Here is a 21,660-nt window from a genome sequence, read left to right as displayed (position 1 = left end):
GGCCACGGTGCATCCCGGGGCGCTGCAGCCGTGTTCCTTGCCGTACAACACGATTCGCTGGGCCGGGGAGGCCAGGCGTTTGGTGTGATACAGCGCCAGAGCTTTGCCGTTGTTGTCGAAGATGGCCAGGTAGTGCCGCGCGTGGCGGGCCAGGCGGATGACGTCGCTCATCGGCAAGATGCTGCCCCCACCGGTCAACCCCCGGCCGGCGGCGGCTTCCAGTTCGGCCAGGGTGGTGGTGACGATGATCGAGGCGGGCAGCCCGTTGTGTTGGCCCAGCGTGCCCGAGCAGAGCAGCGCGCGCAGCGCGGCGGTCAGCGCGTCGTGATTGCGCTGGGCGGCCGAGCGGGCATCGGTGTCGATCGCGTCTTGGCGGGGCGCCTCGTCCACCGTCGGGGTGTCATCCAGCGGGTTGCACATGCCGGGCGCGGCCAGCTTGGCCAACACGGCTTCGATCGTGGCGCGCAGCTCTGGGGTGATCAGCCCGCGCAGCTCCGACATCCCGTCGGATTGCTGGTTGCCCAAAGTGAGCCCGCGCCGTCGAGCCCGGTCGTCATCGCTGTAATTCCCGTCGGGGTTGAGGCAATCGGCCACCGTGTCGGCCAGCGCCCCCAGGTGTTCGGGACGAAACCGGGTGCCCTCGCTGGCCAGTTTGGCTTCGGCGTGTTCGCGGGTGCCCTGATCGATCCAGCCGGGCAGCTGATGCCAAAACTTGCGGATCACCGCCACCTGCCCGGTGCCCAGCTCACCAGCGCGCTGCGCGGCCGCCGTGGCGGGCAGCACCGGCGCCAACCGCTCACCGGTCAGCCCGTGGCGCGGACCCAAATCAGCGGCCTCCTTAACCCGTCGCGACGCCTCGGCGCGGGTGATCAACACCGCCTCGGCAATCGCATGCGACAGCTTGCCGCCCAACTCCTCCACGGTCGCCTGCCGGGCAACGGCATTGAAGATCGGATGTTCTAGGGCCGGTATCCGCCGGCGCATCCTCTCGAAACGCTCGAGCAACGCGAGGTGCTCGCGGGTGGTCAACTCCTCGCAGTCAAACGCGGCCAAGGCGTCGAAGTCGGCGTCCCAGCGATCCAGGGCGGCCGACAACGCCTCCCGGTCAACGACACCGTCCGAACTCATACCGCCAAACTAACCACCCCCACCGACAAAAACCGCCGCCCTGAAACGCCTGAAACCAAAGTGGCGCAAGTTCTTTGAAAGAGTCTGCGTGGTGCAACAATCAGCGAACATTGGGGCCAGTGAAACGAAAGTGGCCGCAGTTGTTGCCTCAGCGAGGCGCTGGCTGGAACAGCTCCACGAGGTTGCCGGAAGGGTCCTGAATCAGGACCTGTTGCCCGCCGGGACCGCTGAGGATGTCGTTGCGGAAACTCACCCCGGCCGTGCGCAGCCGCTCGGCCTCGGCCGAGATGTCTTCGACGACAAGCTGTATGCGGTTCCAGCCGCCGGGTTCCGGCGTGGCACCGTCGGGCATCGGACGCGCCGCGGAGCTCTTGGGCCCGGCCAGCAAGAGTTGCAGCGGGCCGCGCACCACGGCGGCAAACGCCGGCACGGCGTCCAGGTCGACGCTGAAACCCAGGTGGGTGGTGTAGAAGTCGACGGCGGCCCGAACGTCGTCGACGAGGTAGCGGACGCGCGCGAGTTCGCCCATCAGACGCTCAACCCCGAGTACATCACTCGGTTGGGGTCGTACTTCTGCCGCACCGTGGCCAGCTGCGACAGGTTCGGGCCGAAGTAGCGCGACGGCGAGCTGTTGGCCTCCAGGTAGTTGACGTAGCCGCCGACCGAAAACTGTTGCACCGCTTGGTGCGCGGAACTCAGCCACTGCTGCGCGGCGGCCACCTGGTTGGCGGCGGGCTCGACGTACCACTGCAAGAGCACCGACTGCTGGCGCCACGGGAAGGCCGTGTTCGCCGCCGGCACGTCGCCGACGGCGCCGTCCAGCGGGTCGATCAGCACCGCCGCCTTGCCGCCGGAGGCGGGCCACTGCCCGATCGCGGTCGCAACGGCATGCGCCGCAGCGGAATTCATCGTCGCGAGCACGTCGGATCCGGCCACGAACCCGACGGGTGACCCCGTCGAGCTGCCCCCGGCCAGATACGTGACCAGGTCCATGTGGCCGAGCGTCTTGTTCACGACGGCGGTCGGCGCCACCCCGACGGCGGACTTGATGGCGTCGACCACACCGGAACCGGCGCCCGCAGGGCAGGTCGCCAGCACGTGGCAGTTCGGCTGGTTGCCGACCGAGAGATCGACTATCCCCCAGGTGTTTCGGTCCGCGGCGCTCAGCCACGACTGCCAGCCGGCGAGCACCTGCACCGCCGACGCCGGCGGGAAGTCCAGCCGGACGACGTCGCTGTCGGCGGTCGCGAACGTGGCGAACGTCATCGACGTCGTGACCCCGAAATTGCCGCCGCCGCCACCGCGCAACGCCCAGAACAGATCCGGATGATCGTTGGCGGACGCGGTGACCACGTCGCCACTGGGCAACACCACCGTGGCCGACTGCAGGGCATCGCAGGTCAAACCCGCGTGGCGGCAGTCGGCGCCCACCCCGCCGCCCAGCGCCAGTCCTCCGATGCCGACGCTCGGGTAGGTGGCGGTGGGGATCGCGCGCCCGGCGCCGGCCAAGCCTTGGTGCACCGCGTACAGCGTCGTCGCCGGCGTGACCGTGGCATTGCCGGCGCCGTCGACGTTCACCGCGCCCGGCAGCCCGCGCAGGTCGATGACCATCGCGCCGTTCGGACTCGACGCGCCGATGTACGAATGCCCGCCCCCGCGCGGGGCGATCTTGAGCCCGTTGGCCGTCGCGAACGCAACCGCCTTCTGCACGTCCGCCTGCGACGACACCTTGACCACCGCCGCCGGATTGGAGTTGTTGTAAAGCGAGTTGAAAACCTGCTTACCCGTTGAGAATTGGGCGCCGCTGGCCGGCAGTAACACGTTGCCCCCGATGGAGGACGCCAGGCCGCCCCAGCCGGTGGCGGGGTCGGCGGCGGCGCGCGCGCTGCCGAAAACCGCTCCGGTCGCCAACATTCCGACGGCGCCGCGAATGAATGTCTGACGCGAGATGCCCCGGTGATTCGTCGTCATGGGCCGGATTCTGGTCCAATCAGCCACTGAAAATCCGGCCTCCGCCCGAGTGTCAGGTCACAGTGTGGCCTCGATCCGCCGGGGCACCCCGCGGCCCAATAAGCGACGTCGCGCGCGCGATCCCCTCACGAAACGCTTATTGTGCAAACCTTTATCGCACCGTGTTGTAAACGTGACAGAAATAGACCAAAGTTCCACAAGTGACTGGAGTGCCCTCAGAGCACCCGGCAATAGACGGGGAGGTTGGCATGAAGGCACTTACAGCGGAGACCCAGCGGTGGATCTGGGTGTTTCGTCACCAGCCGCTGACCATCCGCCTGCTGGCCGCCACCGCGGCCCTGCTCACCGTGGCCGCCGCCTTCGCGGCGCCGGCCGAGGCGGACCCCGCCGCCGACGACGCCTTCATCGACGCGCTGAACCACGCCGGCATCGACTTCGGCGAACCCGGCAACGCGATGTCGGTCGGCGAGTCGATCTGCCCGATGCTCGCCCAGCCGGGCGGGAACTTCGCCGCCGTCGCGGCCACCGTCAGCCACCGGGGCTTGTCACCTCAGATGGCAAAGCTGTTCACCACCATCGCCATTCAGTCGTACTGCCCGCAGGAGATGGCCAACATCGCCAGCGGCAACCCGGCCGCCGGCATTCCCGGAGGCCTGCCCGGGCTGGCCGGCGGCATCCCCGGTGGCATCCCCGGCATCCACCAGATCCCCGGGATGCCAGGCGCTTAGCCCCCGGCTAGCCCGATGGTGGCGACCCGCCGCGCCCGGCTACGCCGCGCTTGCGATCGCCACTGAACCGATGGTGGCGACCCGCAGCGCCCGGCTACGCCGCGCTTGCGATCGCCACTGGACCTATGGTGGCGACCCGCTGCGCCCGGCTACGCCGCGCTTGCGATCGCCACTACCGCGTTCCCAGCGGGTCGATCGTCGACGCGATATAGACCATCGCCGCGGCCACCGTCGCGGTGGTCAAGAAGTCGATCCCCCGGCTGCGCACCACCAGAAGGCCGGCCCGCTCGTCGGACAACACCAACCGCAGCACCGCCGCCACGCCGACCCCGATGCCGATCAGCAGGGCACCGCGGCGCCAGAAGTTGGCCGCCGCCACGACAAATGCCGCGGCGAAGATCAGCTCGACCAACAGGATCGGCCACTGGGCCCGTAGCATCGCGCGCACGCGTTACTGCCGTCCCTCGGCCAACTCGACGACGTTGGTCAGCAGGAATGCGCGGGTAAGCGGCCCGACGCCACCGGGATTCGGCGACACGTGACCGGCCACCTCCCACACGTCGGGGTGCACGTCGCCGGCGAGCTTGCCGTCCACCCGACCGACGCCCACGTCGACGACGGCGGCTCCGGGTCGCACCATGTCGGCGGTCAGCATGTGCGGCACGCCCACGGCGGCCACGATGATGTCCGCCTGCCGGGTCAGCGCCGGCAGGTCGCGAGTCTTGGTGTGGCACAACGTCACCGTGGCGTTCTCCGAGCGGCGCGTCAGCAGCAGGCCCAGGGGGCGCCCGACCGTCACGCCGCGGCCGATGACGACGACGTGCGCCCCGGCGATCTCGACGTCGTAGCGCCGCAGCAGGTGCACGATGCCGCGCGGGGTGCACGGCAGCGGCGCCGGATCCATCAGCACCAGCCGGCCCAGGTTGGTCGGGTGCAGTCCGTCGGCGTCCTTGCTCGGGTCGACGCGCTGCAGTGCCGCGTTCTCGTCCAACTGCTTCGGCAGCGGCAGCTGCACGATGTAGCCGGTGCACTCGGGGTTGGCGTTCAGCTCGTCGATGGTTTCGTTGAGCTGGGCGGTGGTGATGTCGGCGGGCAGGTCGCGGCGGATCGACGTGATGCCGACCTTGGCGCAGTCCGCATGCTTGCCGCGCACGTAGGCCTGCGACCCGGGGTCGTCGCCGACCAGGATGGTGCCCAGGCCGGGGGTGCGCCCCGCTGCGGTGAGTGCGGCCACCCGCTGGGTGAGGTCGACGAAGATTTCGTCCCGGGTGGCCTTGCCGTCCAGCGTGATTGCGCCCACGCCTGACAGTCTGGCATGCCGCAGAGGTAGCCTCCTCGCATGTCTACCCCTCCAGACGTGTTCAGCCCGGGCAAGCTGGGGCCCGTCACGCTGCGCAATCGCACCATCAAATCCGCCACCTTCGAGGCGCGCACGCCCAACGCCCTGGTGAGCGACGACCTGATCGAATACCACCGGTTGCCGGCGGCCGGCGGCGTCGGGATGACGACCGTCGCCTACTGCGCGGTGTCCCCCGGCGGCCGCACCGAGGGCAACGGCATCTGGATGCGCCCAGAGGCGGTGCCCGGGTTCCGGCGGCTGACCGACGCGATCCACGCCGAGGGCGCCGCGGTGAGCGCGCAGATCGGCCACGCCGGTCCGGTCGCCAACGCCAAGTCCAACAAGGCGACCGCGCTGGCGCCGGTGCGGTTCTTCAACCCGATCGGGATGCGCTTCGCCAAGAAGGCCACCCGCGACGACATCGAGGACGTCATCCAAGGCCACGTCAACGCGGTCCGGCTCGCGATCGAAGCCGGCTTCGATGCGGTCGAAATCCATTTGGGCCACAACTATCTGGCGAGCGCGTTCCTGTCCCCGCTGATCAACCGGCGCAACGACGAATTCGGCGGTTCGCTGGAGAACCGGGCCAAGGTCGCCCGCGGCATAGTCATGGCCGTGCGGCGCGCGGTGGAGAAGGAGGGCACGCCGATCGCGGTCACCGCCAAGCTCAACATGTCCGACGGGGTGCGCGGCGGCATCAGCACGAAGGAATCGCTGATCACCGCCAAGTGGCTGCAGGACGACGGCGGCCTGGACGCGATCGAGCTCACCGCGGGCAGTTCGCTGGTCAACCCGATGTACCTGTTCCACGGCGACGCGCCGGTCAAGGAATTCGCCGGCGCCTTCAAGCCGCCGCTGCGCTGGGGCATGCGGATGACGGGCAAGAAGTTCCTGCGCGAGTACCCCTACCACGAGGCCTATTTACTGCGCGACGCCAAGCTGTTCCGCGCCGAGCTCACGATGCCGCTGATCCTGCTCGGCGGCATCACCAACCGGGAAACGATGGACCTCGCGATGGCGGAGGGATTCGATTTCGTCGCGATGGGCCGGGCCCTGCTGGCCGAGCCGGACCTGATCAACCGGATTGCCGCCGACGGCGCCGCGCACAGCGTGCATTCGGCGTGCACGCACTGCAATCGGTGCATGCCGACGATCTACACGCGCACCCGATGCGTGATCACCGGCGCGCCGGACGCTTTGGCGAGCTCAGGGTCTTGAGTGTGAGCTCACGGCCTTGAGTGTGCTCATGGGGCGGGGATTTCCGGCGGTTTCCACCCAGGCTTCACCATGAAAGCCCAGGCTTCACAACCGAGGGCCAGGCTTCACAATCAATGCCGGGGCTGAAGGTCACCGGCGCGCCGGACGCGGTAATTCAGCCCACAGGGTGAAAACAGGTGCACCCGCTACAGTTGTGGCAATGAGTGCACCAGCCCCGCCTGCGTTAACGGTTCGTCATGACGGGTCGGAGCGCACCTTCGCAGCCGGTCACGACGTCGTCGTCGGACGGGACCTCCGGGCCGACATGCGCATCACGCACCCGCTGATCTCGCGCGCGCATCTGTTGCTGCGATTCGACCAGGGCAGGTGGCTGGCGATCGACAACGGTTCGCTCAACGGCACTTTCGTCAACGGCCGCCGGGTGCCGGTGGTCGACATCCACGACGGCCAGAGCATCAACATCGGGAATCCCGACGGGCCGCAGCTGACCTTCGAGGTGGGCCGCCACCAAGGGCTGGCGGGTCGCCCGCCTCGCACCGAGTCGATGGGCATCCCGGTGGCCCAGCCGGGGGCGGCGTGGTCCGGTCAACCGGGCCCTCCCGTCGCCGCCCCGCCCGGCCCCTCCCCCGGTCCCGCCGCCACAGCAGCCCGCACCGACCGCCGCAGCGGAACTGCCCGAGCGTGGTTGGCGACGCGTCCTGCGGCTGGCCACCTTTGGCCTTGTCAAGCTGGGGCCGTCGCCCGCGCAGCGCCAGGAGGCTCAGTACGAGGCGGCCATCCGAACCCCCCTGCACGGCAACTACAAGGTCGGCGTGCTGGGCAAGGGCGGGGTGGGCAAGACATCGGTGGCCGCCAGCGTCGGATCGCTTTTCGCCGAGCTCCGCCGGCAGGACCATGTGGTGGCGATCGACGCCGACACCGCGTTCGGCCGGTTGAGCAGCCGAATCGATCCGCGATCGGCCGGCTCCTTTTGGGAACTGACCGCCGACAAGAACCTGCGGTCGTTCGCGGATGTGGTTGGGCGCCTTGGCCGTAACTCCACCGGCCTGCACGTGCTCGGCGGCGAGCCGGCGTCCGGGCCGCGCCGGGTGCTCGACCCCGCGATCTACCGGGAGGCCGCGCTGCGGTTGGACCACCACTTCACGATCTCGGTCATCGACTGCGGCTCGACGATGGACGCGCCGGTGACCCAGGAGGTCCTGCGCGACCTGGATGCGCTGATCGTGGTGTCCTCGCCGTGGGCGGACGGGGCCTCCGCGGCCGCAAGAACCATGGAATGGCTCTCGGAGAGGGGCCTGACGGGGCTGCTGCGCCGCACCATCGTGGTGCTCAACGACTCCGACGGCCACGCCGACAAACGCACCCGGGAGCTGCTGGCGCGCGAATTCGTCGAACACGGGCAGCCGGTGGTCGAGGTGCCCTTCGATCCCCACCTACGGCCGGGCGGCGTCATCGATGTGGACCGCGAGATGTCCCCGGCGGCCCGGCGCAGGCTTCTCGAGGTGACGGCGACGGTCGCAGGGTATTTCGCCGCCCGGCCACCCGGTGCGGCGCGCTAAGGCCGCTGACCGGCACCCAGGCGCGCCCACGGATCGGCGATGGCCTCGATCTTCGTCACGAGGCGACCGCGAATCGTCAGCACGATCGACGCGAAGAGGCGGCGGTCGACGAAGGCCAACACCGCGGGTCCTCCCGCGGGCCCGACGACCAGGGTCACTTCCGGGCCGAGATAGCGCAGCAGGTTGGTGGCCACCGCGTCGGGCCCGTGGTTGATCTGCGGCGGCGGCGCCGGCTCGGCCAGGACCGTGCCCACCCCCCAGACCGTCGGATCCAGCACCTCGGTCAACGCGGCGATGTCGCCGTTGGCGCACGCGGTGATGAACTTCTCCGTGACGAGCTGGTGCTCGGCCGGGGCCACCTCGTTCAATTTCGGTTGCGCCACAGTGAATTTGGTGCGTGCGCGCCGCGCCAGCTGACGGCAGGTGCCGACGGGACGGCCCACCGTCTCGGCGATGGTGTCGAACGGGACACCGAACACGTCGTGCAGCACGAACGCGACCCGCTCACCGGGGCTGAGCCGGCGTAAGACCTCCAGCAAGGCGGTACGAACCTCGTCGTCGAGGGTGACCCGGTCGGCCGGGTCCAGCCGCGGCGACGCCGGCTGCAGCTCGACCTCACCCGGCCGCTCGTAGCGGGCGCGCGCCGAACGCACCTGGTCCAGGCAGATCCGGCTCGCCACCACGGTCAGCCAGCCGCGGACGTCGTCGATCTCGTTCAAATCGGCACGCGAGAGGCGCAAGAAGGCTTCCTGCGCAACGTCTTCCGCGTCGCCGACGTCGCCGAGCATCTGATACGCGAGATTCACCAGATACGGGCGATTACTGCGCCAGGCCTCGGCGACCTGGTCGCTGGACGACTGCGACTGGCTCATGAACCTTCGACGATTTGGTCCCGCAAAAAGTTACGCGTTTCGACTGTAACTTTCCCACCTCCGGGGCCGTCCTTGGTGCAGCACTGAAAACTCACGGAAGGACCCTCCCCATGACGATCGTCGTAACCGGAGCGACGGGCAACGTCGGGCGCCCGCTCGTTGCCGAACTCCTCGCCGCGGGCGCCCACGTCCGCGCCGTCACCCGCACACCCGATGCCGCCGGGCTTCCGGCCGGCGTCGAGGCGGTCCGCTCGGCTTCCGACGCGCTCCCGGGCGCCTCGGCCGTCTTCCTCAATTCCCGCGCGCTGGGAACCGACCTGTCCCGGGTAGTCGCGGAATGCGGGCGCGCAGGAGTCACCAAGCTGGTTGCGCTGTCGGCGATCAACGCCGACGACGACTTCTCGCGGCAGCCGTCGCGCTTTCGCGGGGACCGCAACAAGGAGGTCGAACAGCTCGCCGTCGAATCCGGTCTGGATTGGGTGAGCCTGCGGCCGTCGGTCTTCGTGACCAATTTCGCCGGCATGTGGGGGGCGCAGATCCGCGCCGGGGATGTGGTGGCCGGACCTTACGCGGCGGCGTCGACGGCACCGATCGTCGAGAGCGACATCTCGGCGGTGGCGGCGCGCGCGTTGCTCACCGATGACCTTGTCGGCCAGCGGATCCCGCTGACCGGTCCGCAGGCGTTCACCAACTCCGAGCTGGCTGCGGCGATCGGCGACGTCCTCGGTCGGCCGCTGCGCTACCAGGAGGCGCCGACGGAAGTGGTGCGGCAGCGGTTCATCGCCATCGGGTTCGGCGCCGACTTCGCCGACGCCTACATCGCCATGCTCGCCGAGACGCTCGACAAGCCGGCGCTGGTCACCCACGACGTGGAGAAGATCCTCGGCCGGCCGGCGACGCCGGTCGCGCATTGGGTTTCGCAGCACCGCGACCTGTTCGCCCAAGAGAAAGGAGCCTGACGTGTCCGAACCACGCCCGCCGCGCTACCTCAAGCCCATGAACAAGGTGATGATGGCGGTCCAGCGGCTGGGGATCCCCACCGGGCCCGCCATGGTGCTGACGGTGCCCGGCCGCAAGTCGGGCCAGCCGCGCCGCACGCCGATGACGCCCTTCGAATTTCGCGGCGGCCTCTACGTGGTGGCCGGCTATCCCGGCGCCGACTGGGCAGCCAACGCCCGCGCCGCGGGCAGCGGCACACTGAGCCGGGGCCGACGCTCGCGCGAGGTCAGGATTGTCGAACTCGACGCCGACGAGGCGCGTCCGGTGCTGCGGGCGTTCGCCACCGAGGTGCCCGTCGGGGTGGCGTTCGCGAAGCGCTCGGGGATGGTGCGCGACGGAACCGCCGACGAATTCGAGGCACTGGCGGGCCGCGTCGCCGTATTCCGGTTCGAGCCGAACGTCAAACAGCGCGAGAAATCTCGCTGAGTGGATTGCCTTGGCACCGGCCGGATGTCGAGGCGGCGGCCCGCGCGCACATCTCCGCGACCATCGACGCGCCCATGTCGAAATCGCCAGCCGATTTGCGCGAAGGCTAACGCAAACAGCAGCCTAACCTGGGCGGACGTAATCTAGAGCAATGCGCACGGCCTACCACGAGCAGCTAGCCGCCCTCAATGAGCAGCTCGCTGACATGTGCGCAATGGCCAGCGCGGCGATTCACGACGCCACCCACTCCCTCCTGCAGGCCGACCTTGCGCTGGCCGAGCAGGTTATCGCTGAGCAGGGCCAACTCGCGAAGACGAGCGACGCCGCTGAAGACTCCGCGTTCGTACTGCTTGCCCTGCAGGCGCCGGTTGCCGGCGACCTTCGGGCCGTGGTTACCGCGATCAGGGTCTGCGCCGACGTAGAACGCATGGGCGGCTTGGCCGCGCACGTCGCAAAAATCGTTCGCCGCCGCCATCCCGAACATGTTCTGCCCGAACAGGCTAACGGTCATTTCGCTGAGATGGGCCGCGTGGCAGTGGCATTGGGCAAGGCCGCCGAGGAGGTCTTGCGCACCGGTGATCCCGAGAAGGCCCGCCTCATCAACGTCGAAGACGACGCGGTGGACGACTTGCATCGCGAACTGTTCACCGAGCTCATGGATCGCGAATGGGAACACGGCGTGGCCGCCGCGGTCGACGCGACCCTGCTGGGCAGGTTCTACGAACGCTTCGCCGACCATGCCGTCGAAATCGCCAGGCGGGTCATTTTCCAGGCCACCGGCAGGTTTCCGGGCAGCGCGGATCTCCTCGGCTAGCGACCGGCGCCCACTGCCAGCAACCGGCTACCAGAAGATGGCAGCCTTGTCTCGGCTGTCCGAACACACGCCGCGCACGGCCCCCGCGCATCAAGCGCGCCGAGGGGTTCCGCAATACCCGGGTCGTCGCCCAGATGCGCGGGGGTCAGCCGGTCAGCCCGCAGCCTGAACCTTCGGGGCCGCGCGAACGGCGCGTCTCAGCGCGAGGCCACCGATCCGCGGGTGTCCCAATCGACAAGGCGCGCGGCCTGATCCCTTGTCTGGTAATTTGATTCATTCATATCGGGCCCTAGACAAGCAGATCGCCAATCCTGTCGCGCTAACTGCACATCAATTGGAAGCAACGGCTGCGTTACCAGCAGACGAATCGCTGCACTCCCGGGTTTTCAGCGGTAGCCTCCCGGGAATCAGGGCAGGGTGTTCTGCTGCGGTGCTGCGGCGGGGGATGTAGACCCGGGGAGAAAGCCGATGTCAGGATCACAGGACGCCGGTCAAAGACGGCACGGTGCGTTTGTCCGGGCGGTGGTGCGTGCCGCCGATGGGGAGGACCCGGCCGGTTGGGTGGCTAAGGCCGTCTGCCGGACGATCGACCCCGACAGACTATTTGTCCGGGGTGCCGCCCAGCGCGAAGCCGCGCTGGTCTGCCGGCACTGCCCGGTCATGCAGGAGTGCGGGGCGGAAGCGTTGGACAACCGAGTGGAGTTCGGTGTCTGGGGCGGCATGACCGAGCGCCAGCGGCGGGCCCTCCTTCAGCGGCACCCCGAGATGGTGTCCTGGTCAAGGTTCCTGCGGGAACAGCGAAAGCGCGGCGCCAGCTGACCTGCGCGGGCTCGGCTACCAGACGATGGCGGTCATGTCGCGGTTGTCCGAACACACACTGCGCACGGCTGCCTCGATGTCGGCGGCAGTGATGATCTGCAGGTCCTCGACGGTCACGGGCCGGCCTGACCGCTTCTGGGCAACGACCCGGGTATCGCGGAAACCCTCGGCGCGCTCTATGACGTTGCGGGCGAACCGGCCGTTCTGCATGGCGTCGATCCCGTGCTGACCGCCGGGGGTGGTGTCGTTGCGGATCGTGGTGGCCGCCGCCAAGAACGCCTCCCGGGCGCCGTCGTCGAGCAGGCTGGCCCGCGGGGTGGCGTAGCGTTGGCCGATCTCGACGATCTCGGCCGGCGAGTATGACTCGAACCGCAGTTTGCGGTTGAACCGACCGGCCAAACCCGGGTTGACCGTGAGGAATTGGTCCACCTGGTCCTCGTAGCCGGCCCCGATGAAGCAGAAGTCGAATCGATGGGTTTCCAATGCGACGAGCAGTTGGTTGACGGCCTCCATGCCGATCATGTCGGGCGTGCCGTCCTGGTGGCGTTCGATCAGCGAGTAGAACTCGTCCATGAAAATGATTCGGCCGAGCGACTTTTCGATCAGCTCGTTGGTCTTGGGCCCGGACTCCCCGATGTAGTGGCCGCAGAAGTCGGACCGGCGGACCTCGCGGATCTCGGGGTGGCGCACGATGCCCATCCCGGTGTAGACGCGTCGGTGCCCGTGATGCCGATGTAGGGGCCCAACTGCATCTCGGCAGCGAGCGTGCGGCCGATCTGAGTGGTCTCCCGGTACAGCCATTCGCGATGATGGTTGAGCCGCTTCAGCAAGGCCAGATCGTTGTCGCCGCAGGCAATCCGACCGAGCCAGGCGTCGCCATCGACGGGTCGGCTTCGGTGTTGGCGACGAACTCCGGCAGCGCCGCGGCGGGCCCCTGCCGGTCCCTGATCGCCATGGCATACTCGATAACGAGCAAGGTACGGGTTCTGCGGTTTGGCCCCACGACCTGTCTGGCCCCGGTTGATGGCTACGGCGCGCCGGGGTTGCTCTATTTCTAGGGGCAGTCGAGATGAGCCGACGCTGAGCGTCAGCGCCTTCGCCACGGGTGCTCGGCCAACATCGTGGTGACCAACTCGATGACTTCGGCATCGGTGTCTTCGTCGGGGCGCGCCAGCTGTTCGGTCACGGCCGAAATCCGTTGCAGCAGAGCACCATAGGCATTGGCCGCGGCCCTGGCGTATCCGGCCGCGGCGTCCACCTGCCACTCGGCGCTGTACTGAGCGGGCAGGTCGCGGAGTTCCCGCGACAGATCGGCGGCCTGCTCCTGCACCGTCTTCACGAGGCGGCGCACCTCTTCGACGTCAATCGAACCCGCCGATTCGACATCGTCAGCCACGCCGGCCTCGAGGACGCAATCGATCTGATGTACCGCAGCAAGCGCATCTTCGATCCGGCCGGTATGTTCCCGCACTCCCGGCGGCGGGATGGGGATCGTCAACAACTCGGGCGACGCGGCTGGCGTCGCGGCGGCGAGGCGAGCGTCGGCTTCCGCGCGTACACGTGCCACCTCGGCTTGCGCGGCGTCGCGGGCAGCGGCGATCTCACCCTCGGCCTGCTCGCGCGCCGCCGCAATCTCACGCTCGGCGTGCTCGCGCGCCGCGGCCATCTCACCGTCGGCTCGCTCGCGCACGGCCGCGACCTTGGCGGCGGCATCGGCGCGGACCTGTTCGGCCTCGGCCTGCGCGCGTGCGATGGCCTTGTTCGCTTCCGCTCGCGCCCGGTCGACCTCGGCTTTCGCGGCTCGCTGTCCGGCCTCCACATCACCACTGATCTGCCCGCGCGCGGCGGCGACCTCGGCCGCAGCGTCCGCGCGGACCCGCTCCAGCTCGGCGCGCACCTGCTGCAGGGCTTCCTGGGCTATCGCTCGATCGGCGGCCCGCTCACCGAACCTCTGCACGGCGCGCGCTTCCGCGGCCCTGACCTGTTGGTGAGCCGCGGCAACCTCGGCCGCCGTATCCGCGCGGACCCGCTCCAGCTCCGCCCGCACCTCCTGCAGGGCTTGTTCGGCGGCGGCTCGTTCGGCCGAACGCTCAGCCACCCGTTGCTCAGCGCGTGCCTCCGCCGCCCTGATCTTTTCCTGAGCCGCGGCGGCCGCGGTTATCGCGTCGGCGCGGACCCGTTCCAGCTCGGCGCGCAGCGTGTGCAACGTTTGTTCCGCCGCCACGCGTTGGGCGGCCAGCTCGGCGATCCCCTGTTCGGCGCGGGCCTCGGCGGCGCTGACCAGTTCCCGGGCTACGGCGGCGTCGGCCGCTGCGTCGGCACGGGCCCGCCCGAGCTCGGCGCGCACCCTTTCCAGGGCCTGGCGTGCCGCCGCGCGTTCGCCCGCCCACTCGGTGTCTTTACTGGCCGCCTGCGCCTCGACAGCACGGGCGCGCTCGCGCGCTTCTTCGGCGGCGCGCGCAGACTGTTCAGCCTCCGCCTGCGCCATCGACGCGGCGGCGTTGGCGTCCTGCTTGTCCTGCAGGGCCTCGCGTGCCCGGCGCTCGGCCGCAAGCCGCAACTGGTCCGCCTCGACGACCTGCATCATCGGCGAGAGGCGCGTTCGCGCGGGGCCGAACCGGTTGCGGTGTTCGACAAGGTCTTGTTCGGTCATCCCGGCCATCACGGCCAACACCGCGGGGGGCTTTGTGCCCAGCCGCGCCGCAGCGGCGACCGCTTCTGCAGCGGCGCGCTTTGTCAACGCGGCCCACTCGTCGCGGTCGAGGTCTTCGATGTGTTGCCGTGTGGTGGTCACTGGCGCCGACGCCTCCCGCCCGCGGCGATCCGCCGGCCCGGTTCGGGCATTTCGTCGGCCAGCGGTCGGGGTGCCGCTCGGAGCGCCTCCGGCATCGCGAGCAGGTCCGGCTTTGCGCCGGCAGCGGTAGCAGGCAGATCGCCAGGAGGTTCATCGAGCAGGCTGCCTTGCTGGGCCAACACCAGCGTGAACTGGCCGAGGTAGACCGACACGGCCCTGGCGAGCGTGTCGTCTCCGAGGTGCTCCGCGTCGCGCAGCAGCCCCCGCAGGATTTCCAAAGCCAGCTCCGGCCCAAGCCCCAGGCCGAGGGTGGCACCATTGCCAGCCGCCGGCTCGATGCCCGCGGTCTCGACCACCCACACCAGCCGCTGCCAGCATCGCGTCACCGCGGCCGCGTGCTGCTCGTCGTCGCGACGTTCCCGATTCTGGCGTTCCTGCTGCTCGAGCTCCATCCGGTGTCGCCGCGACGCCCGCTGCATTGCGAGCAGCACAAGAAGGGCCACGATGATGGATGCGCCAAGCGCTGCAACGCCGCCGAACCCCGCTGACATCAAGAACTCGTTCTCCGGCGGTAGCGCCATCATCCGCCCGGGCAGCGCAAATCCTTCAGCCACGATCTGAAGGCGCCCATCGGAATTCAACATACGTGCAGTATGCCTCCTGGGCGGACTTCAGACCATTGGAATCTTTCGATGATAGGTCGTCGCACCGCGCCGACGCCAACGCCCGACAGGCGCTTTCGGCGGTGTCCGCCATCACAGTCCCCGCGGCCGGCCGGCGGTCGTGCTGAAATGCTCGGCGCACGCCGCGGCCAGTTCCAACAGGCGCCGCCGGGTGGTCCGGTTGACCTCGTCCTTGACGTCGATCACCCCACCGGGGCGCAGGTGCCCGTCGAAGGGCATCTCGATCACTTTCTGGCCCCGCCCGCCGAACCGCTGGACCAAAAGTGCGATGTCGCGCTTGGCGGCGTGCCCGTCCGAATCGTTGACCACCACCACCGTGCGCTGCAGCAAACCGTTGAACCCATGATTCGCCAGCCAATCCAGGGCCTGCGCCGCCGCGGAGGCGCCGTCATACCACGGCGAAGACACCACGATCAGCGCATCAACACCGGCGAGCACCTCCTGGGTCACCGGCGAATCCAGGCTGGATCCGCAGTCGACGATCGACAAGGTGAAATGCTTGTCGAGCTGCGTCGTCGCCTCGCGGTAGATCGCCGGGTCCAACACCCGGCGACTGGCAGTGGCCGCATCCCCGGCCAGCACGAACAAGCCGGCCCTGTTGCTGCCCACCCGGGCGCGGATATCGGCGAACGAGAACAGGTGCCGGTCAGAGGCCAACTCCCAGTACGAGCTCGCCGTCGACGGGTCGATCCGGCTGGCCAGCTTGCCGTACGAGGTGTCCGCGTCGATCGCCACCACGCGGTCGTCGTTTCGCAACTCGGCGAACACCGACCCGACGCTGGCGGCGATGGTGCTTTTGCCGACCCCGCCCTTGCCCAGCACGCCGATCTTGTAGGTGCCGCGCAACAGGGTCCGGATCTTGGCTTCCAGTTCGGCCTGATAACGCTCGTCCGGGGACCAGCCCAAATTGATCAGCTTGAAACTGGCGACGTAAACGGCTTTGCGCCAGCCGCGGCCGGGCGGGATGCGCCGGGTCGGCACGAGGTCGCTGCGGCGGATGCTGTCGACATAATTCAACGGCGGCGGCGGCGGACGCTGGGCTTGACCCCAGCCGGGGCCGCCCGTCGGCGGCGCCGCCTGCTGCTGCGGTTGCGGCCACGCCGGGCCCGGCGGGTCAGTGGGGACATCCGGCCGCGGCGGCGAGGCGGCGCCCGATGCCGGCGGTTGCTGGGCCGAGGCCCATCCGTCGGGGCGCGGGCCCCCGTACTGGCCGGCGTCGGGTCTGCTTGGGGCAGGCCCGGATTCGCGGCCCCGTCCACGTGTCGGGCCTGGCGCCCTGGAGCGGTCGAACAGCGTGGCGGTCTCGTCGAGTGGCCCGCCGTGGCGGAACGCGGGCTGGTCCGGCCACTGATAGGGGGCGTCGTTTGGCGTCTCCGGCGCGGGAGCCCCGTTGTCAGGCTTGTCGTCCTGTGGGCGCAACGGCACCGGCCCGGACCCGTTTGCTACGGCCTCGGGCGGGCCGGCGGGAACCGCAGGCGGACTCGCATGGTCGTCGGAATCTGCGCCTGTACGTTCGGTCATATGGCCTCCTAATCAGGACAAAGACCGGCATCCGCGTTGCATTTTATGCCCGGCGGCCGCAGTCGGTCCTTTCAGGCGTTCCCGCGCGACCGCCACCAGGACAGCAACTCGGCGGTCGCCTCCTCGGTCGTCAGCGGCCCACGTTCCAGCCGTAGCTCTTTGAGATACCGCCACGCCTCGCCGACTTGCGGGCCCGCCGGGATGCCGAGCAGCTCCATGATCGCGTTACCGTCCAGATCGGGGCGCACCCGCGCCAGGTCCTCCTGGGCCGCCAGCTCGGCGATCCGCTCCTCCAGCCGGTCGTAGCTGGCCTGCAGGCGGGCGGCCCGGCGCTTGTTGCGGGTCGTGCAATCGGCGCGAACCAGCTTGTGCAGCCGCGGCAGCAGCGGCCCCGCGTCGGTGACATAGCGGCGCACCGCCGAGTCGGTCCACTTGCCCTCGCCATAGCCGTGGAACCGCAGGTGCAGAAACACCAGCTGCGAGACGTCGTCGACCATCTGCTTGGAATACTTCAACGCCCGCAACCGCTTTCGGGCCATCTTGGCGCCCACCACCTCGTGGTGGTGAAAACTCACCCCGCCGTTGGGCTCGTGCCGCCGCGTCGCCGGCTTGCCGATGTCATGCAGCAGTGCGGCCCAGCGCAGCACCAGATCCGGTCCCTCGTCCTCCAGCGCGATGGCCTGGCGCAGCACCGTCAGCGAATGCTGGTAGACGTCCTTGTGCTGGTGGTGTTCGTCGATGGCCATCCGCATGCCGCCCACCTCGGGCAGCACCACTTCACCCATCCCGGTCTCGACCAGCAGGTCGATGCCGGCCACCGGGTCGTCACCGAGCAGCATCTTGTCCAGCTCGGCGGCCACCCGCTCGGCGCTGATCCGCGCCAGCTGCGGCGCCATCTCTTCGATCGCCTCCCGCACCCGCGGCGCGACGGTGAAACCGAGTTGCGAGACGAACCGCGCGGCGCGCAGCATCCGCAGCGGGTCGTCGCCGAAGGACACCGATGGCGCCGCCGGGGTGTCCAGCACGCGCTGGCGCAGCGCCGCCAAACCGCCTAGGGGATCAAGGAATTCACCCGGCCCGGTCGGCAGCACCCGCACGGCCATCGCGTTCACCGTGAAATCGCGGCGCACCAGATCGTCCTCGAGGCGATCGCCGAAGCGCACCTCGGGTTTGCGCGACACCTGGTCGTAGGCGTCGGCGCGGAACGTGGTGATCTCCAAGCGATAGTCGCCCTTGCCGACACCGACGGTGCCGAACTGGATCCCCGTCTCCCACACCGCGTCGGCCCAGCGCCGCACCAATTCCTGGACCTGCTCGGGGCGGGCGTCGGTGGTGAAGTCCAAGTCGGGACTGAGCCTGCCCAGCAACGCGTCTCGCACCGAACCGCCGACGAGGTACAGCTCGTGACCGCCGGCTTCGAAGAGCGCGCCCAGCTCACCCAGCACGGAGGCGTGCTTGTTCAGGGCGACCGCGGCAGCGGTCAGCAGGTTGGCATCCTGGGCGGCGTCAGGCACGTTCGATCAGCGTAGTCGGGTGACGCGGCCGACACCGACCCCGCGCCGCCGGACGGCGAGTAGCGGCGAGTATCTCGGGAAGACCAGCCCGTGCCAGCTACTATCGCTTGGGTGTCGGACGCCGAACAAGCCAAACCACGTCGACGCCGGGGGCGGCGTCGGCGTCGTGGCGCGGCTGCCGCGGCCGAAACCCCCAAAGATCCCCAGACGAACGGCGACTCGTCGCCTTCCAAACCCCGGCGGTCCAGGCCATCCCGCGGCGTCCCCGATCGACTCAAGACCGTCCACGAAACCTCCGCCGGCGGTCTCGTCATCGACGGAATCGACGGGCCGCGCGACGAGCAGGTCGCGGCGCTGATCGGCCGCGTCGATCGGCGCGGACGGATGCTGTGGTCGCTGCCCAAAGGACATATAGAGATGGGCGAGACCGCGGAACAGACCGCCATCCGCGAGGTCGCCGAGGAAACGGGTATTCGCGGCAGCGTGCTCGCCGCGCTGGGACGCATCGACTACTGGTTCGTCACCGACGGCCGCCGGGTGCACAAGACCGTGCACCACTATTTGATGCGCTTCTCCGGCGGCGAGCTCTCCGACGAGGACCTTGAAGTCGCCGAGGTGGCGTGGGTGCCGATCGGTGAGCTGCCGTCCCGGTTGGCCTATGCCGACGAGCGCCGCCTGGCCCAGGTCGCCGACGAGCTGATCGACAAGCTGCAGAGCGACGGCCCGTCCGCGCTTCCGCCGCTGCCGCCGAGCTCGCCGCGTCGACGCCCGCAAACGCATTCGCGGACCCGGCATTCCGACAAGCCCGTGGCGGGCCGGAAGAACGGTCACGGGCCAGGGCCGTGACGGCTCCCCGACTCTGCTGGGCCGGCGTCGCTCGCCTCGCCGCAGTGGTTGGCATCGTGGCCGGTTTTGCGGTGCTCGCCGGGCCCACCCCGCGCGCGGCCGCGGGCGAACCCGGGGAGACGCCCTTCGTCCGGGTCCGCATCGACCAGGTGACCCCGGACGTGGTCACCACGACCAGCCCACCCGTCGTCACCGTCAGTGGAATGGTGACCAACATCGGTGACCGCCCGGTCCGCGACGTCATGGTCCGGCTGGAGCACGCGCCGGCGGTCAACGACTCCGCGGCGTTGCGCACCTCGCTGGACGGCAGCACCGACCAGTACCAGCCGGCCGCCGACTTCCTCACGGTGGCCCCCGAGCTGCAGCGCGGCCAGGAAGTGAGCTTCACCCTGTCGGCCCCACTGCGCGCATCGACCAAGCCGTCTTTGGGGATGGAGAAGCCCGGGATCTACCCCGTCCTGGTCAACGTCAACGGGACACCCGACTACGGCGCCCCGGCCCGCCTGGACAACGCGCGATTCCTGCTGCCCGTGGTCGGCGTGCCGCCCGATCACGCCGACGACGCCAATTCCGCCGTCGCGCCCGACACCACCAAACCCGTCTGGATCACGATGCTGTGGCCGCTGGCCGATCGGCCGCGGCTGTCCCCCGGCGTGCCCGGCGGCACCATTCCGGTCCGGTTGGTCGACGACGACCTGGCCACCTCTTTGGCCACCGGCGGGCGGCTGGACATCCTGCTCGCCGCCGCGGAGGTCGCCACCAGCCATGACGTCGACCCCGACGGCGCCGTCAGCCATGCGCTGTGCCTGGCCGTCGACCCGGACCTGCTGGTCACCGTCAACGCGATGACGGCGGGCTACGTGGTCTCCAATTCGCCCGACGGGCCCGCCCAGCACCCGGGCACCCCGACCCACCCGGGAACCGGCCAGGCCGCCGCGACCGAGTGGCTGAATCGGCTGCGCGCCCTGTCCCACCGCACCTGCGTGGCGCCGCTGCCCTACGCCCAGGCCGACCTCGACGCCCTGCAACGCGTCAACGACCCCGGGCTGAGCGCCGCCGCCACCAACAGCGTCGGCGGCATCGTCGACCGCATCCTGGACGTCCAGTCCGCCCGCGGGGCCACGCTGCTGCCCGACGGCCCGTTGACCGGCCGAACCGTCAGCCTGCTCAGCGCCGATGACAGCACGGTCGCGATCGCCGCCGGCGAGTTGTCCGCCCAGGACTCGACGACCGACAACCCGGCCGGCGTCGACACCGCGCCCCGGCGGTTGTCCCCGCAGGTGGTGGTCGCGCCGTTCGACCCGGCCGTCGGCGCCGCGCTCGCCGGCGCGGGCAACAACCCGATCGCCCCCACCTACCTGGACTCCTCGCTGACCGTCCGCCTTTCGCACGACTCCAACACCGCCCGGCGCCAGGACGCGTTGGGCTCGATCTTCTGGCACGCGCTGCAGCGCGATGCGGCGCCGCGCACCCAGCTGCTGGTGCCGCCGGCGACGTGGAACCTCCAGGCCGACGACGCGCAGGTAATCCTGACGGCGCTGGCCACCAGCATCCGGTCCGGCCTGGCGGTGCCCCGGCCGCTGCCCGCCGTCGTCGCCGAGGCCGCGGCCCGCACCGAGCCGCCCGAGCAGGCAGCCAACGACGGCTCCGCGCGTGGCCGGTTCACCGACGACGTCACCGCCAACATCGCCGCCCAGGTCGGCCGGCTGTGGGGCCTCACCTCCGCGCTGACCACCGACGAGCGCACCGGTCTGACCGGCGTCCAGTACACCGCGCCGCTGCGCGAGGACATGCTGCGCGCGTTGAGCCAATCCGAACCGCCCGACACCCGAAACGGGCTCGCCCAACAGCGCCTGGTGGTGGTCGGCAAGACGATCAGTGACTTGTTCGGTGCGGTCACGATCGTCAACCCGGGCGGCTCCTACACCCTGGCCACCGAGCACAGCCCGCTGCCGCTGGCGCTGCACAACGGCCTCGCGGTCCCCATCCGGGTGCGGCTGCAGGTCGATGCCCCGCCGGGCATGACGGTCACCGACGTCGGCCAGATCGAATTGCCGCCGGGCTACCTGCCGCTCCGGGTGCCGATCGAGGTGAACTTCACCCAGCGCGTCGCGGTCGATGTGACGCTGCGGACCCCCGACGGCATGCGGCTCGGCGAGCCGGTGCGGTTGTCGGTGCATTCCAACGCGTACGGCAAGGTGCTGTTCGCGATCACGCTCAGCGCGGCGGCGGTGCTGGTGCTGCTGGCCGGTCGCCGGCTGTGGCACCGGTTCCGCGGCCAGCCCGACCGCGCCGACCTGGACCGCCCCGACCCGCCGCATCCCAGATCCGCCGACCTGCACGACGAGATCGACGATCGGGTCGAGCACAAACCGCGCGTTTGACGTCCTCCGTCGGCTTCAGGCCGTTGGATTCCAACCCTTCCCCGT

The 21,660-nt window shown here is 69.6% G+C and carries 20 protein-coding genes and 2 pseudogenes; 10 read left to right on the top strand and 12 right to left on the bottom strand.

Annotation, left to right across the window (positions count from 1 at the left end; genetic code table 11):
• From N415_RS07205 to N415_RS07195, 3 genes are all read right to left on the bottom strand, one after another.
• On the bottom strand, positions 1 to 1,128 hold a 1,128-nt coding region (locus N415_RS07205; protein ID WP_068178875.1), incomplete at its 3' end, for a 13E12 repeat family protein.
• A 148-nt stretch (positions 1,129 to 1,276) separates the two neighbouring features.
• A complete protein-coding gene (locus N415_RS07200; protein ID WP_068178872.1) occupies positions 1,277 to 1,657 on the bottom strand; it encodes a VOC family protein in 381 nt (126 codons plus the stop codon).
• Entirely contained in the window at positions 1,657 to 3,099 is a 1,443-nt protein-coding gene (locus tag N415_RS07195) for an FAD-dependent oxidoreductase (RefSeq protein ID WP_068178869.1), read from the bottom strand. Before N415_RS07195 ends, N415_RS07200 begins: the two co-directional genes overlap by 1 nt.
• 248 nt (positions 3,100 to 3,347) lie before the next feature.
• Here N415_RS07195 and N415_RS07190 point away from each other — a divergent pair, with 248 nt between their 5' ends.
• Positions 3,348 to 3,827: a DUF732 domain-containing protein gene (locus N415_RS07190; protein WP_068178866.1), complete on the top strand. Its 480-nt coding sequence runs from the start codon at positions 3,348 to 3,350 to the stop codon at positions 3,825 to 3,827.
• Positions 3,828 to 3,999: 172 nt separating this feature from the next.
• On the opposite strand, the gene N415_RS07185 is transcribed toward N415_RS07190, so the two are convergent.
• Together N415_RS07185 and N415_RS07180 are read right to left on the bottom strand one after the other, a co-directional pair.
• Positions 4,000 to 4,266, bottom strand: coding sequence for a DUF3017 domain-containing protein (locus N415_RS07185; RefSeq protein ID WP_068178886.1), 267 nt, complete (start codon positions 4,264 to 4,266; stop codon positions 4,000 to 4,002).
• A gap of 12 nt (positions 4,267 to 4,278) precedes the next feature.
• The gene (locus N415_RS07180) at positions 4,279 to 5,127 is read right to left on the bottom strand and encodes a bifunctional methylenetetrahydrofolate dehydrogenase/methenyltetrahydrofolate cyclohydrolase (protein WP_068178863.1); all 849 of its coding nucleotides are present in this window, start codon (positions 5,125 to 5,127) and stop codon (positions 4,279 to 4,281) included.
• Positions 5,128 to 5,166: 39 nt separating this feature from the next.
• Between N415_RS07180 and N415_RS07175 the strand changes: the two genes are divergently transcribed.
• The 3 genes and pseudogenes from N415_RS07175 to N415_RS07165 all read left to right on the top strand — a co-directional run bounded on the left by N415_RS07175 (position 5,167) and on the right by N415_RS07165 (position 7,943).
• Positions 5,167 to 6,384, top strand: a complete 1,218-nt coding sequence (locus N415_RS07175) for an NADH:flavin oxidoreductase (protein WP_068178860.1) — start codon at positions 5,167 to 5,169, stop codon at positions 6,382 to 6,384.
• A gap of 199 nt (positions 6,385 to 6,583) precedes the next feature.
• Positions 6,584 to 6,940: pseudogene (locus N415_RS30495) on the top strand (FHA domain-containing protein); the annotation flags it as partial.
• Between the two features lie 115 nt (positions 6,941 to 7,055).
• Entirely contained in the window at positions 7,056 to 7,943 is an 888-nt protein-coding gene (locus tag N415_RS07165) for a MinD/ParA family protein (protein WP_068178854.1), read from the top strand.
• Here N415_RS07165 and sigI read toward each other — a convergent pair.
• Positions 7,940 to 8,815 (bottom strand): RNA polymerase sigma factor SigI, encoded by an 876-nt coding sequence (gene sigI, locus N415_RS07160; RefSeq protein ID WP_068178850.1) that lies wholly within the window; start codon positions 8,813 to 8,815, stop codon positions 7,940 to 7,942. The genes N415_RS07165 and sigI overlap by 4 nt on opposite strands.
• 110 nt (positions 8,816 to 8,925) lie before the next feature.
• Between sigI and N415_RS07155 the strand changes: the two genes are divergently transcribed.
• The 4 genes from N415_RS07155 to N415_RS07140 all read left to right on the top strand — a co-directional run bounded on the left by N415_RS07155 (position 8,926) and on the right by N415_RS07140 (position 11,873).
• Positions 8,926 to 9,774: an NAD(P)H-binding protein gene (locus N415_RS07155; RefSeq protein ID WP_068178847.1), complete on the top strand. Its 849-nt coding sequence runs from the start codon at positions 8,926 to 8,928 to the stop codon at positions 9,772 to 9,774.
• 1 nt (position 9,775) lies between these two features.
• Positions 9,776 to 10,240 (top strand): nitroreductase family deazaflavin-dependent oxidoreductase, encoded by a 465-nt coding sequence (locus tag N415_RS07150; RefSeq protein ID WP_068178845.1) that lies wholly within the window; start codon positions 9,776 to 9,778, stop codon positions 10,238 to 10,240.
• A 151-nt stretch (positions 10,241 to 10,391) separates the two neighbouring features.
• Positions 10,392 to 11,054: a phosphate signaling complex protein PhoU gene (gene phoU / locus N415_RS07145; RefSeq protein WP_068178842.1), complete on the top strand. Its 663-nt coding sequence runs from the start codon at positions 10,392 to 10,394 to the stop codon at positions 11,052 to 11,054.
• A 468-nt stretch (positions 11,055 to 11,522) separates the two neighbouring features.
• On the top strand, positions 11,523 to 11,873 hold the full coding sequence (locus N415_RS07140; RefSeq protein WP_068178838.1) for a WhiB family transcriptional regulator: 351 nt from the start codon (positions 11,523 to 11,525) through the stop codon (positions 11,871 to 11,873).
• A 15-nt stretch (positions 11,874 to 11,888) separates the two neighbouring features.
• Here N415_RS07140 and N415_RS07135 read toward each other — a convergent pair.
• The 6 genes and pseudogenes from N415_RS07135 to N415_RS07110 all read right to left on the bottom strand — a co-directional run.
• A pseudogene (locus N415_RS07135) lies at positions 11,889 to 12,587 on the bottom strand (AAA family ATPase); the annotation flags it as partial.
• 109 nt (positions 12,588 to 12,696) lie between these two features.
• Positions 12,697 to 12,828 (bottom strand): hypothetical protein, encoded by a 132-nt coding sequence (locus tag N415_RS33105; RefSeq protein ID WP_255342508.1) that lies wholly within the window; start codon positions 12,826 to 12,828, stop codon positions 12,697 to 12,699.
• 132 nt (positions 12,829 to 12,960) lie between these two features.
• Entirely contained in the window at positions 12,961 to 14,526 is a 1,566-nt protein-coding gene (locus N415_RS31850; RefSeq protein WP_161630280.1) for a hypothetical protein, read from the bottom strand.
• A 137-nt stretch (positions 14,527 to 14,663) separates the two neighbouring features.
• Positions 14,664 to 15,281, bottom strand: coding sequence for a hypothetical protein (locus N415_RS07120; RefSeq protein WP_239645466.1), 618 nt, complete (start codon positions 15,279 to 15,281; stop codon positions 14,664 to 14,666).
• Between the two features lie 141 nt (positions 15,282 to 15,422).
• The gene (locus tag N415_RS07115; protein ID WP_081665106.1) at positions 15,423 to 16,871 is read right to left on the bottom strand and encodes a MinD/ParA family protein; all 1,449 of its coding nucleotides are present in this window, start codon (positions 16,869 to 16,871) and stop codon (positions 15,423 to 15,425) included.
• Between the two features lie 71 nt (positions 16,872 to 16,942).
• On the bottom strand, positions 16,943 to 18,385 hold the full coding sequence (locus tag N415_RS07110; protein ID WP_068178829.1) for a CCA tRNA nucleotidyltransferase: 1,443 nt from the start codon (positions 18,383 to 18,385) through the stop codon (positions 16,943 to 16,945).
• Positions 18,386 to 18,496: 111 nt separating this feature from the next.
• Between N415_RS07110 and N415_RS07105 the strand changes: the two genes are divergently transcribed.
• Entirely contained in the window at positions 18,497 to 19,231 is a 735-nt protein-coding gene (locus N415_RS07105) for an NUDIX hydrolase (RefSeq protein ID WP_068178826.1), read from the top strand.
• A complete protein-coding gene (locus N415_RS07100; RefSeq protein ID WP_068178825.1) occupies positions 19,228 to 21,615 on the top strand; it encodes a hypothetical protein in 2,388 nt (795 codons plus the stop codon). The genes N415_RS07105 and N415_RS07100 overlap by 4 nt, the downstream gene beginning before the upstream one ends.
• The last annotated feature ends 45 nt before the right edge of the window (positions 21,616 to 21,660 follow it).

Source organism: Mycobacterium sp. UM_CSW, assembly GCF_000455205.1.
In the GTDB taxonomy this organism is placed as follows: domain Bacteria; phylum Actinomycetota; class Actinomycetes; order Mycobacteriales; family Mycobacteriaceae; genus Mycobacterium.
Note: the sequence above shows the minus strand (reverse complement) of the source record. Positions and strands in the feature narration are given on the sequence as shown.

Coding starts and splice junctions, on each gene's coding strand:
- N415_RS07200 (WP_068178872.1), bottom strand. CDS start 1,657: ATGGGCGAACTCGCGCGCGTCCGCTACCTCGTCGACGACGTTCGGGCC.
- N415_RS07195 (WP_068178869.1), bottom strand. CDS start 3,099: ATGACGACGAATCACCGGGGCATCTCGCGTCAGACATTCATTCGCGGC.
- N415_RS07190 (WP_068178866.1), top strand. CDS start 3,348: ATGAAGGCACTTACAGCGGAGACCCAGCGGTGGATCTGGGTGTTTCGT.
- N415_RS07185 (WP_068178886.1), bottom strand. CDS start 4,266: ATGCTACGGGCCCAGTGGCCGATCCTGTTGGTCGAGCTGATCTTCGCC.
- N415_RS07175 (WP_068178860.1), top strand. CDS start 5,167: ATGTCTACCCCTCCAGACGTGTTCAGCCCGGGCAAGCTGGGGCCCGTC.
- sigI (WP_068178850.1), bottom strand. CDS start 8,815: ATGAGCCAGTCGCAGTCGTCCAGCGACCAGGTCGCCGAGGCCTGGCGC.
- N415_RS07155 (WP_068178847.1), top strand. CDS start 8,926: ATGACGATCGTCGTAACCGGAGCGACGGGCAACGTCGGGCGCCCGCTC.
- phoU (WP_068178842.1), top strand. CDS start 10,392: ATGCGCACGGCCTACCACGAGCAGCTAGCCGCCCTCAATGAGCAGCTC.
- N415_RS07140 (WP_068178838.1), top strand. CDS start 11,523: ATGTCAGGATCACAGGACGCCGGTCAAAGACGGCACGGTGCGTTTGTC.
- N415_RS33105 (WP_255342508.1), bottom strand. CDS start 12,828: ATGGCGATCAGGGACCGGCAGGGGCCCGCCGCGGCGCTGCCGGAGTTC.
- N415_RS31850 (WP_161630280.1), bottom strand. CDS start 14,526: ATGACCGAACAAGACCTTGTCGAACACCGCAACCGGTTCGGCCCCGCG.
- N415_RS07115 (WP_081665106.1), bottom strand. CDS start 16,871: ATGACCGAACGTACAGGCGCAGATTCCGACGACCATGCGAGTCCGCCT.